The organism is Desulfitobacterium sp. PCE1, from assembly GCF_000384015.1.
Taxonomy (GTDB): domain Bacteria; phylum Bacillota; class Desulfitobacteriia; order Desulfitobacteriales; family Desulfitobacteriaceae; genus Desulfitobacterium; species Desulfitobacterium dehalogenans.
On sequence record NZ_KB913023.1, the window covers coordinates 993,142 to 1,005,442 of the forward strand.

Here is a 12,301-nt window from a genome sequence, read left to right on the forward strand (position 1 = left end):
GCGAAATTGATCGCGCTTAGAGTTTTGGCGTAAAGTAGAGAAATTGAAATTAGGAGAATGGCATGGATTTTCGTCAAATAGAGGCATTTGTTTCAGTATACCGTTTACGAAACTTTTCAAGAGCAGGCAAAGCCCTGTTTCTAACCCAACCGACCATCAGCAGTCACATCAACGACCTGGAGAATGAATTAGGTGTAAAGTTGTTTGACCGTTCCAGTCGGGATGTCATTCCTACTGACGCAGGGGATATTTTTTATCAGTATGCAGTTAATTTGCTGGAAACCAGAGATTGTGCCATTTCTTGCCTCAATCAGCATAACATGCAGATTGAGGGGAGGTTGGAAATCGCGGCATCGTCTATTCCCAGTCAGTATTTGCTGCCTAAGGTTATGACAGGTTTTCAAAAAATGAACCCTAACATCATGTTTTTAATTCATCAAGGGGATACGCGGGAAGTCATAAGGGAGATCCAAGAGAAGAAATATCAAGTGGGGATTGTTGGTACCCGTATAGATGAAGACAAACTGGACTATGAGATTCTTACCAACGACCGGCTTGTACTTATTGCTTCTAAGGAGTGTATAGAACCAACAGATAGCTCATGTATAGCCATAGAAAGTTTGCTGAAGAAAAAATTTATCCTTCGCGAAAAGGGCTCAGGAACAAGAGAGGAATTTGAAATAGCACTTAGGAAAAAGGGAATCGACCCTGATAGGCTGAATGTTGTTGCGGAAATGAATAATATGGAGGCGATAAAGCGTGCCGTGAGTGAAGGGTTAGGAGTAGCGGTGGTTTCGTCCCTCTGTGTAGAAGAGGAGCTGAAAGCCAAAACAATTCAAGCCTTTATAATCGATGGACTTGATCTCGAACGGTCGTTTTATTTAGTGACTTATCGGAACCGGCCTCTCTCTCCCAGCGCAGCTGCTTTCCGAGAATTTATCCTTAATTATTACCTTGATCAGCTCATTTATTGTGATGAATAATTGCAGGTTCAGGAATTAAACTATTCATGATGAATTCCGTAAGGAGTGATAAAGTCCGTGGAAGCTAGATTAACCCAAATGACTAAGAGTTCAGGCTGAGCTGCCAAATTGAGCCCTCAGGCTCTGGCACAGGTACTGTGCCGTTTACCGAAATTTGAAGACGAGAACTTAATCGTCGGTCTGGATACAAGTGATGATGCAGCGGTGTATAAGCTGAATGACGAGCAGGCGATGATTCTCACCTTAGACTTCTTTACCCCTGTGGTTGATGATCCCTTTAGCTTTGGTCAAATCGCAGCAGCCAATGCCTTAAGCGATATTTATGCTATGGGCGGAACGCCGATTACTGCGTTAAATATTGCTTGTTTTCCGGGGTGTTTGCCAAGTGAAATTCTGGCAGAGATCCTCAAAGGAGGAGCGGAAAAGGTCAGAGAGGCAGGCGCCATCATTGCCGGCGGACATACGGTGGAAGATGATGAACCGAAGTATGGCTTATCTGTTACTGGCCTGGTTCATCCCCAGCGAATTTTAACCAATGCGGGAGTACGTCCGGGGGACTTGTTGATTTTGACCAAACCTTTAGGAATTGGCATTCTGGCTACAGCCATAAAAGGGGATCTCGTGGATAAAGCCACCTATCAAAAAGCAGTGGACATCATGTCTTATCTTAACAAAGATGCCGGTCAGGCAATGCACAAAGTCGGGGTGTCCGGCTGCACGGATATTACAGGTTTCGGTTTTTTAGGCCATGCCCGGGAGATGGCAGAGGCCAGCAAGGTAACCCTGGAAATCTGGACGGATTTCTTGCCGCTTATTGAGGAAAGTAAGGAATTTGCCAAGTTGGGAATTATTCCTGGGGGAGCCTATCGCAATCGAGATTTCCTTAAGGATCAGGTTCATTTCCTAAAGAAAATACCTCAACCTATTGAGGATATCCTCTATGATCCACAAACTTCAGGGGGATTGCTTATAGGGGTACCGGAATCCAAAGCAAACTTACTGCTGGAGGAATTAAAAAAAGTAAATCAGACGGCTTATGCTGTTATAGGAAGAGTTAAGGAGAGAACGGATTTTCTCTTGGAAGTAATGTAAAATGTTCCTCGAATCCCTGCCCCGTGTGACGCACGGGGTGTTTATATTTTGTGCCAAAATGCTTTGTCGGGCATAGTACTATGTGATACATTGTATATCATGAGGTGAAAAACCAGGTTGCAAATAAAGTTTGGAGATTTACGGGAAAAACATCAAGGACTGGCGCTTAGCTCAAAAGATAGTGGATGTTCTTAGTGGAATAGAGCAGGGAGGAATTTGCAGCCATGAGAAAGAATGAAGATGATTTGGAAAACAAAGTCTCAGCCTATATCGATGCTTTATTCGCAGGAGTTGGAGCAAGCCAGCAGCTCTTTGATTTGAAAGAAGAAATAGCTACCAGTCTTAAAGAGAAAACCTTGGACTACAAAAACCGGGGAATAAGTGAAGAGCAAGCCTTTAAGGAAGCTATCGTGTCCTTAGGGGATTTGAGCGGTTTGGTGGCGGAGATGCGGCAGATTGGTCAGGATGAAGCGAAGCAAGCCGTTTATTCCACTATGGCGGCAAGAATTTCCCTCGCCGGAATCATAGCAGGCTCATTAATAATTTTGTTTGGATTTTTTAATATTGCTATGTTATACTTCATGAAGCTGGATGCTGTTAGTGTATCAGGGTCAGGAATATTCATCGTTGCAGGGGGAGCTCTATTAGCTTATAGCCTGCTGACCATGGAAACTCGCAGCAGGTACGGGATGAATAAGGTAAGAGCGGGGCTTTATGCTTTGTCTGTCGGGCTTATGCTCTTTGGTATGTTTTCAGCCGTGGTTACCGGATTGGCTACGGGTAAACTATTTATTGCCATAACTTCATTGATTGTGTTTTTTCTCCTAGGCTTTGGAGTGTTCTTGTTTTTGATTTTGACCGGATCGGATCGCCGTAAAGGACATTGACTACGGAGGTGTTTTCATACCTTGTATGTTTATCTTGTGTTCTCGAAAACAGGAACATGGCTCTCCAGAGTACTGACCTTCGTAACTGGGGAAAAATACGTTCATACTTCCATCAGCCTCGACCAGGATTTGAAGACCATGTATTCCTTTGGACGGGTCAGGCCCAACAATCCGTTTTCCGCCGGCTTTATTAGAGAAAATTTTAATAAGGGCGTTTTTCTAAAACAAAGCAATTGCGAATGCATTGTTTACCGGATAAAAATTAATGAAATTCAACATGCGATGTTGATTAATGAGATATCTCGGTTTATAGCGTCTGACCGATCCTTTAGATACAATTTTTTGGGGTTATTTACCGCTGCGATGAATATCCCTATGCGAAGAGAAAATTACTACTTCTGCTCTCAATTTGTTTCTGAACTCCTTATTAAGATCAATTTGCTGCAGAACTCATTTCCTCCAGAACTGATTAAGCCCATGGATTTGTATCACATTGAAGGTAAAGAAGAGATTTATAAGGGATTTACCTGGCAATATGGAGCATCATCTTTAGGGAACACTAATCGGGGGTGTGTTGCTAAATGAATCATTTCATTGAGCAGCCCACCTTTTTTTTATATTGGATGTTTAACCTCATTTATTTTAATCATTAGCATTAAAAAATCATATTGATGGAATAAAGGAGTTTTGCGGAGAAATGTCAAATTGTGAAATTGTGTATTAATAATTGTAGTAACTTTCACATAGACTGGGGGATGAGAGAATGAATAACCGTTTAATGAATATATCTACCATCGGGAGTTCCCAGGCTGTGGCTGATGAATTGCACCGGGTTACATCCCTCTATTTTGGTCATAAAGTCCAAATGAGAAACAGGTACTATATCAAGGAGATCCCTCCTAATTTAAATGACGACCTCTATATCGTACTTCCGACAAGAGTTGAGGAAGCCTCTAAGTATATAGACAGACAACGAATATTCCCTCTTGAACTCATACCCGAAGACCTTTTTTACATAAGGGTTGCTCGGATCCCCGCAGAATCCAATGTTGTGATCTTTAATAATAACGGCTCCCAGGCCAAAGCCATTGAGAAATACCTCCACGAGCATGAAGTGAATCATGTACACTATAGAATTCTCCCATTTAATGAGATGGAGAATTCTCAGATTAAGGAAGTATTGCAATCTGCAGACTACATCGTTGGAATGGAGGGCTTTGTAGGGGCTAAGGGAATTCTCTGGACTCATTACGGGCAGTACTTTGATAAACAAAGAGTTCCCGTGATTGGATTTCATAGGACCATTAAACCTGAGGATATACTGCATCTGACGGAAAAGGTGGTGGAATTTAACTTTAATCAGATCCTTTCCAATACCCAAGGTATTAGCTTCGACTTAAATGCTCATATTCAAGAAGTTATGAGTTCTATGGAAGGGATTGTGAATTTCATGGAAGATACAAACACAAGTATCCATGAAGCTCATGGCCGAATCCAGAGGCAAGTAGAGCGTATCGACGAAACTATTGAGGTTACCAATGATCTTAATACCAATACCCAAAAAATTGATGAACTGATTAATACGATTAAACAAATATCGGACCAGACCAATCTACTGGCGCTCAACGCGGCCATTGAAGCAGCCCGTGCAGGAGAAGCGGGGAGAGGCTTCGCCGTCGTTGCCGATGAAGTAAGGAAATTGGCGGAGAGAAGCAAACAATCCATCCAATTCATCCAGCAGCTGGTTGCCAATATAAAACAAACCAATCATCGTACCGTCCCGCTGCTCCATTTCTTAGCCGGAGAAATTAAGGACATGGATGAGATTATTAACAAGATACTCAATAGCTCCACAATCAATCAAACTGAGGCAAAATCCATATCCGAAGCCTTGAGTCGCGTTACGAAGATCAGTGAACAGCTGACCAATGAGTTTATAGCCTTTAGTTTCTAATTACTAAATTACAGGAAATAGATGAGGTAAATCGTCAGAAACAGATATCCCCTCCCGTCTTATATACCGGTTGCAGCATTCCATGGTGCTTCAAGGTATTGAAATGGGAGGGGATTCGCTATTATGGATCAGAGGGTATGGCGATCCCAGCGGGGAAGATTCCGGAGCAAAGGGTATGCTCCTGCGGTGCAAAAAATAGTATATAAAGAGTAAAAGAAGTGGAGATGGAGATACTCTCTTTTAAGAAGATTTACCGAGGTGATGAACAGTGATCAAGAGACTCCTTGTCATTTTGACTTCAGTGTTTTTAGTATCGGGGTGTGCAGCTAATGCCCCCCAGGATAAAAACGCCAATCTAGATAAACCTGGGCAGCAAGTAGAGATGGATTTGCCCGGTACGGACCAGGGGCAGACGAAACCCGGGGGAGAGGGGCAGGGTACGGAGAGAGAAGGAAGTGCCAGTCTGGGAAATATACATCTAGGGGATTCCTTTGGCGAGGTGGAAAAGGCTTTAGGCAAGGGCTACAAAGAAACCCTCCATGATGAACCCGGGCATTTCCCTGAAGCCTGGTACAGCAGAGAGTACGACAAAGGCATTAAATTCATTGTCGGAAAAGATTCGGGCAAAGTGCTGGAGATCGATGCCGTAACTAGGGAATTTGCCACCAATCTCGGTGCCAAGGTAGGAGATACTGCTGAGAAAATTAAGGATTTGTATGCTGTCAAATACAAGCCCTTTGAAAGTAGACACGGGGATGGACCTTTGGAAGGATTCTATCTGCTGGATGATGGCCAGATTATGATCTTTGATTATAATAGGGAAGATAACCAACTGGTCAATACGAATGTGAAGCCGGATTCTAAGGTGGAGATGATAAGGCTGACCCAATCTCAATATCTGGACTAAAAGCGATAAATAGGCAAAAACGCATCCGCAATGTGGGTGCGTTTTTGTTTCACTATCACAAAGTATAAACTTCATAAAGGTTAGGAAAAAGCTAGAAACCAATCCCGACAAACCATAATATATTAAAAATAGGTGAGGGAAAGAGTTTTATGCTCTATTCAGCCTATACGCCCAGACAGCCTGGCCCCTAGTTCAAAGGCTTTCCGGCAATCCTGAGGGAATCGCTCTTTGCGCACCTGCGCTTTATGTTGCTCATTAAATCGGGAGGCTTCATAGTCGGAGTAGTTGTCAAACTGATAGGTATCTGTGGCAAGGAGATATTCGGAAGATCCAATCCTTTATAATTCAGCTCATAAAGATGAAACATTTCTGTTTCGGCACCTACAGATTGCGCTCCCTCAAGAGCTTTATGCAATAATGTAGCTGTATTCCATTGCTTGCGGGGGCCTCCATTGACAGCAATAACCTTCATAGTAAATACTTCAACTCCTTATGTTAATGTGTTTGCTTATAGAGCAGCAATTTGCCTTCACTTCTATTATATTAGGGGGAATCTTAAAAACAAAGGTTTGCAATTATGAGCAAGGATGTTTATAATACTGAAAAGAAGTGAATAACTGGATGAGGTTTTCAGGAGAACAGGGTATGCACACCATGATGAACTGAAAACGGACAGAACTCTGGAGAGTTCCGCAAGGACGCCGAAGGGGCAAGACAGCAAAGCTGTTCAATCTCTCAGGCAAAAGGACAGAGCGCATAATTTGTGAACGATGCTTAAGTCATGCTATGACTGCCAATAAGCGGGTTCGCAAATTGCTCTTGTGTACCAGAGTCAAACTTAGGATTTGGCTCTTTTTTATTGGTGAAAATGAAAGAGAAGAAAAAGAAAAGGGGTAAAGAAAATGAGCTTAGAACCAACCCGTGAAACGTCCAACCGCGTGATTATTTCCATCTTAGGCAAGGATCAAATAGGAATTATTGCCTGGCTGACAGGGCGATTGGCTGAAAAATCCATCAATGTCCTGGATATCAGTCAAACCATTCTCCAGGGCTTTTTCACGATGATTATGATCGTGGATGTTACTCAATCCACAGCCTCCTCCTTAGCCGATCTCACCAAGCAATTGCAAAGCGAGGGAGAAGCCCGAGGCTTAAAGGTCAATGTCCAGCATGAAGATATTTTCGAATTCATGCATCGAGTATAGGGGGGATTATTGTGAAAATGCATCTGGCTCCTCATGAAATACTTCAAACCATTGAAATGGTGGAAAATGAGAATTTAGATATCCGTACCATCACCATGGGCATAAGTCTGTTGGACTGTGCCGGAGACGATATTCAACAGGTGGAACAAAAAATCTATGATAAAATTACCCGCCAAGCTGAGCATTTAGTCGGTGTAGGGGAAAGCTTAGCCGCTCGTTATGGCATTCCTATTGTCAATAAAAGAGTCTCAGTAACTCCGGTGGCTCTCTTAGGCTCCAACTTTAATCCCGAAGAAATGGTCCGTTTGGCCAAAGCCTTAGACAGAGCAGCCAAGACGGTGGGGATTAACTTCTTGGGAGGTTTTTCTGCCCTCGTTCAAAAAGGCTTAACCAAGGGAGACCGCTCCTTGATCGAAGCGATTCCCCAAGCTTTGGCGGAGACAGAATTTGTTTGCTCCTCGGTAAATATCGGTTCCACCAAATCCGGAATCAATATGGATGCTGTGTTGAAGATGGGAGAAGTCGTCCTGGACAGTGCCCGCCGGACAGCGGATCAGGATGGCATCGCTGCCGCCAAACTCGTTGTTTTCTGCAATGCGCCTGAAGATAATCCCTTTATGGCCGGAGCCTTTCACGGGGTGGGAGAACCGGAGGCGGTCATCAATGTGGGGGTCAGCGGCCCCGGTGTCGTTGCCCATGCTGTTAAGAAAAGCCCCCAGGCAGATTTGGGAGAACTGGCCAACCTTATTAAGCGCACGGCCTTCAAGATTACCCGTATGGGTGAATTGATCGGTCGAGAAGCCTCCCAAGCCTTGAATGTTCCCTTTGGCATTGTGGATCTTTCCTTAGCCCCTACGCCAGCGATTGGGGACAGTGTGGCGGAAATCCTTGAGAATATGGGACTGGAGCGCTGCGGCGCTCATGGCACCACGGCGGCCTTAGCCTTGCTGAATGACGCGGTGAAAAAAGGCGGAGCCATGGCATCCTCCCATGTGGGAGGGTTGAGTGGAGCCTTTATTCCTGTCTCCGAGGATGCGGGCATGATTGAAGCTGTGGAAGTCGGTGCTTTAAGCATCGAAAAGCTGGAGGCCATGACCTGTGTTTGCTCCGTGGGATTGGATATGATAGCCATCCCCGGAGATGTGGAGGCGGAAACCATCGCCGGAATTATTGCCGACGAAGCAGCTATCGGTATGATTAATAAGAAGACAACCGCTGTACGGGTGATACCGGCCATCGGTAAAAAAGTCGGGGATCGTGTAGAGTTTGGCGGACTGCTGGGAAGCGCTCCGGTAATCAAAGTGAACCCCTTCTCCTCCCGTGAATTTATCCGTCGGGGTGGTAGAATTCCGGCACCTATTACCAGTCTGTCTAATTAAAACTGTCCTTTCTTGAAAAAGAAAACTGGAAAGTGATTCCAATCGCATTTTTTTAGGGTAATTCAGGTTAGAATAAGTCATAAGCAAATGACCTGCATAAAGGGGGATTTTACTATGACACAAATCATGAAAAATATTGAGTTTTCCCAAGTTCTTGACCTGAAAGAGTTGATTACCTACCAACAAGGACAAGTGGTAAGCCGCACTCTTGCTCAGACGCCTATCGTCAGCATTACCCTATTTTCTCTGGACGAGGGAGAAGGAATCAGTACTCATACCACTTCAGGAGATGCCATGGTGCAAATACTGGATGGAGAAGCAGAGATCACTATAGGGGATAAGGTATTGACCGTAAAAGAAGGAGAGACCCTCATCATGCCCTCCGATGTTCCCCACGGCTTAGAAGCCAGGAAACGCTTCAAAATGCTTTTAACGGTAATTAAGTATTAAGTCAACGGCTTTCTTTTTAAGGTGCAAACTATCAAAAACCATAAAAATAACGAAAACCAGCAATGATATAGGCAACTATTATTGCTGGTTTTCTTGCTATATGTTCAATCCCCTGCGGAAAGGATGAAAATATAGTGAATATCTAATATAATAGAGATGACTTTTGTAAAACGGTGTTTTAAGGAGAGCTATTATGTCGATTAAGAATATCTATTGTGTGGGGCGTAATTACTTTTTACATGCTCAAGAGCTTAATAATGCAGTTCCCACATCGCCTATGATCTTTACGAAACCTTCTCATGCTTTTACAGAAGCGAAAGGGCAGATTTTAAAAATGCCGACAGGTAAGGGCTCAGTTCATTATGAAGCGGAGCTTGTCATTCACCTTGCAAAAGACTATGAACCGAGTCTGAAGGTGGATGAGATCATCGATCAAATGGCTATTGGTGTGGATTTTACTTTGCGGGAGGTACAAGATGAACTGAAGAAGAAAGGGTATCCTTGGTTGCCGGCAAAGGGTTTCCCCCATTCAGCCTTAGTTTCTCCCTGGATTCCTTTTGCGAGTATTGAAGCCATCGGGAATCATGACTTCACTCTGGAACGGAATGGTCGCGAGGTCCAACGGGGAAATATTAAGGATATGATTTTTCCTATCCCGATCCTGATTGAATTCATTGGCAAGGAATTTGGACTGGGTGCCGGAGATATCATCTTCACCGGAACTCCAGCGGGTGTGGGGGCAGTTCAAGAAGGGGATCATCTCGTGATGAACTGGAAAGAAAATAAAGTGGGCGAATGCTTCATCGGGAGTTAAATATTGTATACTTGGTCTAAAAAGGTTGATAGTTACAAGAAATGTAGGTAAATTTAAACCATGCCTCAGTAAGAGGAAAAACCTAGAGTATGGAGGATGCACATGCTACGTCTAATTGAAAATGGAATATACCTTATTCAAGGAAAAAGAGCCTTAGAGGTAAAAGATACAAATGTCCTGTGGGATCTCAATGGGGAGCCAGTTCAGCCGGAACAGCTTCCTGGCGAGACATTGCCGGATCGTGAGAGCGCCCGCAAAAATACCATGGCCTATCAAATTCTCTCCCGGCATAATACTTCCGAGACGATGGATAATTTGAAGATTCGCTTTGATGCCTTAACCTCCCATGACATCACCTATGTGGGGATTGTGCAAACAGCACGGGCCAGCGGCTTAAAGGAGTTTCCGATTCCCTATGTGCTGACCAACTGCCATAACAGTTTGTCGGCAGTAGGGGGAACCATCAATGAAGATGATCATGTCTTCGGTTTGTCTGCGGCTCAAAAGTATGGCGGTATCTTTGTTCCAGCCCATCAAGCGGTTATCCATCAATATATGAGGGAGATGATGACGGGCTGCGGCAGCATGATTCTGGGATCGGACAGTCATACCCGTTACGGCGCTTTTGGCACCATGGGAGTAGGTGAAGGTGGGCCGGAGCTGGTAAAGCAGCTTCTGAGCAAAACCTATGATGTGAAATATCCCGGAGTTGTGGCTATCTACCTGGAAGGCAAGCCTCACCCCGGCGTAGGCCCCCAAGACGTGGCCTTGGCGATTATTGGAGCAGTCTTTAAGAATGGCTTTGTTAAAAATAAGGTCATGGAATTTGTGGGACCCGGCATTGAGAATCTATCCGTGGATTTCCGCAGCGGAATTGATGTGATGACCACAGAAACCACTTGCTTAAGCTCCATTTGGGTCACCGATGATAAAGTGAAGAAGTATTTTGATATCCATGGCCGCAGTGAAGCTTATGCTAAGCTGGAGCCGGGAGAAGTGGCCTATTATGACGGCATGGTGGTGGTGGACTTAAGCAAAATTGTCCCCATGATTGCAATGCCTTTCCATCCCAGCAATACCTTTACTATTGCAGAGCTCAATCAGAACCCTTACGATATCCTCAAACATGTGGAAGAAGAGGGAAGAAGGCAGCTGGATAATCCACAGATTAATTTCAATCTGACGGATCGGATCGTCAATGGCCGCCTCCATGTGGATCAAGCCATCGTGGCAGGCTGTGCCGGCGGAAGTTTTGAAAATATCATGGATGTAGCCGCTATTCTTGACAGCCAATCTGTAGGGAACGACTACCTATCCTTTAGTGTGTACCCTTCCAGCCAGCCCATTTATTACGAACTCATTAAGCGCGGTGCTATCGGTAAGCTGATGCAGGCAGGAACACTGATTAAGACAGCCTTCTGCGGTCCCTGCTTTGGGGCCGGGGATGTACCTGCCAATGGCCAATTCAGCATTCGTCATACCACAAGGAACTTCCCCAACCGGGAAGGCTCTAAGCCCGGTGAACTGCAAATATCTTCAGTGGCCCTGATGGACGCTCGTTCTATTGCCGCCACAGTAATCCGTGGTGGACAACTGACTCCGGCTACTGAGATTGACTTTACACCTGCAGAAACTGATTATGAATTTAATGCTGATATCTATGCCAAGAGAGTGTATCAAGGATTCGGCGACCCTAGACCTGAGTCCGAATTGAAGTTCGGTCCCAATATTGCCGACTGGCCGGAAATGATTGCCTTGCCCGAGAATATTCTCTTAAAATTTGCGGCCGTTATTCACGATCCTGTCACCACCACAGATGAGTTGATTCCTTCGGGAGAAACCTCCTCTTACCGGTCCAACCCTCTGAGACTTGCGGAATTTACCCTTTCCCGAAAAGAACCTCAGTATGTAGAACGTGCCAAAGGGGTTCAAGCCTTAGAGAAAGAACGCCAAAGCCTGGTAGCCGGTGAAAAGGACTTACCGAACCTGAGCGATGGCTTGCGTGGATTGGGAGAACAAATCCTCCAGGCAGCACCTTCTTATACCAATCTGGAGGAGGCTCTGGCCAGCACCGGGATAGGGACTGTAATCTACGCCGTGAAACCTGGGGATGGCTCCGCGCGGGAGCAGGCTGCATCCTGTCAGAAGGTCCTGGGAGGATGGGCCAATATCGCCCAAGAGTACGCCACCAAGCGTTATCGGAGCAACCTGATCAACTGGGGAATGCTGCCCTTTACCTGGGATAATGACCCTGAGATCACCTTCCACGTGGATGATGTTCTTTTTGTCCCGGGAATTCGGCAAAGCATTATCAATGAAGCAGGCACCGTTACGGGGCAATTGTATACTGCTCAGGGGGTTAAAGAGGTCAAGCTTCAGCTTAATCCTTTAACCCAGGACGAAAGAGAGATTATCCTGAAGGGAAGCTTGATTAACTACTACGCGACCAACTAAAGAATGAGCGAACGCCGGGCCATAGGTCTGGCGTTCGCTTATTTTTGCTGGTGCTGTATTGCGGCACGGGTGGCTACCAGGAAAAAGTCCTGAAAGCTAAGTCTCCAGGATTTTGCTTTACACCGTTCGCTCAATAAGCTGCGCGGACAAAACTAACGCTCAAGCCCTCCGCTCCG

At 45.0% G+C, this 12,301-nt stretch carries 12 protein-coding genes and 1 riboswitch; of the genes, 11 read left to right on the top strand and 1 reads right to left on the bottom strand.

The annotated features are described in order from the left end of the window. Positions 1–62: 62 nt before the first annotated feature. The 6 genes from DESPCE1_RS0104915 (at position 63) to DESPCE1_RS0104945 (ending at position 5,823) form a co-directional block, all read left to right on the top strand. Positions 63–983, top strand: a complete 921-nt coding sequence (locus DESPCE1_RS0104915; RefSeq protein WP_019849686.1) for a selenium metabolism-associated LysR family transcriptional regulator — start codon at positions 63–65, stop codon at positions 981–983. A 78-nt stretch (positions 984–1,061) separates the two neighbouring features. Then, positions 1,062–2,075 (top strand): selenide, water dikinase SelD, encoded by a 1,014-nt coding sequence (gene selD / locus DESPCE1_RS0104920; RefSeq protein WP_084813886.1) that lies wholly within the window; start codon positions 1,062–1,064, stop codon positions 2,073–2,075. 224 nt (positions 2,076–2,299) lie between these two features. Next, positions 2,300–2,962: a permease prefix domain 1-containing protein gene (locus DESPCE1_RS0104925; protein WP_014792935.1), complete on the top strand. Its 663-nt coding sequence runs from the start codon at positions 2,300–2,302 to the stop codon at positions 2,960–2,962. 21 nt (positions 2,963–2,983) lie between these two features. Then, positions 2,984–3,547 carry a hypothetical protein gene (locus tag DESPCE1_RS0104930; protein WP_019849688.1) on the top strand — a complete coding sequence of 188 codons (564 nt, stop codon included), beginning with the start codon at positions 2,984–2,986 and terminating at the stop codon, positions 3,545–3,547. A gap of 865 nt (positions 3,548–4,412) precedes the next feature. Continuing rightward, positions 4,413–4,916, top strand: a complete 504-nt coding sequence (locus DESPCE1_RS24155) for a methyl-accepting chemotaxis protein (RefSeq protein ID WP_242831396.1) — start codon at positions 4,413–4,415, stop codon at positions 4,914–4,916. A gap of 268 nt (positions 4,917–5,184) precedes the next feature. Next, a complete protein-coding gene (locus DESPCE1_RS0104945; protein WP_014792938.1) occupies positions 5,185–5,823 on the top strand; it encodes a hypothetical protein in 639 nt (212 codons plus the stop codon). Between the two features lie 187 nt (positions 5,824–6,010). Here the strand turns inward: DESPCE1_RS0104945 and DESPCE1_RS23500 are convergent, their stop codons facing one another. Continuing rightward, positions 6,011–6,295 carry a flavodoxin family protein gene (locus DESPCE1_RS23500; RefSeq protein ID WP_014792939.1) on the bottom strand — a complete coding sequence of 95 codons (285 nt, stop codon included), beginning with the start codon at positions 6,293–6,295 and terminating at the stop codon, positions 6,011–6,013. A 198-nt stretch (positions 6,296–6,493) separates the two neighbouring features. Beyond that, positions 6,494–6,584: riboswitch (glycine riboswitch) on the top strand. A 141-nt stretch (positions 6,585–6,725) separates the two neighbouring features. Here DESPCE1_RS23500 and DESPCE1_RS0104955 point away from each other — a divergent pair. The 5 genes from DESPCE1_RS0104955 (at position 6,726) to DESPCE1_RS0104975 (ending at position 12,125) form a co-directional block, all read left to right on the top strand. Beyond that, positions 6,726–7,028, top strand: a complete 303-nt coding sequence (locus tag DESPCE1_RS0104955) for an ACT domain-containing protein (RefSeq protein ID WP_019849691.1) — start codon at positions 6,726–6,728, stop codon at positions 7,026–7,028. 17 nt (positions 7,029–7,045) lie between these two features. Continuing rightward, entirely contained in the window at positions 7,046–8,407 is a 1,362-nt protein-coding gene (locus DESPCE1_RS0104960; RefSeq protein ID WP_033422411.1) for a PFL family protein, read from the top strand. A gap of 114 nt (positions 8,408–8,521) precedes the next feature. Further along, positions 8,522–8,857 (top strand): cupin domain-containing protein, encoded by a 336-nt coding sequence (locus DESPCE1_RS0104965; protein ID WP_014792942.1) that lies wholly within the window; start codon positions 8,522–8,524, stop codon positions 8,855–8,857. A gap of 193 nt (positions 8,858–9,050) precedes the next feature. Next, positions 9,051–9,671: a fumarylacetoacetate hydrolase family protein gene (locus DESPCE1_RS0104970; protein ID WP_019849693.1), complete on the top strand. Its 621-nt coding sequence runs from the start codon at positions 9,051–9,053 to the stop codon at positions 9,669–9,671. 102 nt (positions 9,672–9,773) lie between these two features. Further along, positions 9,774–12,125: a hydratase gene (locus DESPCE1_RS0104975; RefSeq protein ID WP_019849694.1), complete on the top strand. Its 2,352-nt coding sequence runs from the start codon at positions 9,774–9,776 to the stop codon at positions 12,123–12,125. The last annotated feature ends 176 nt before the right edge of the window (positions 12,126–12,301 follow it).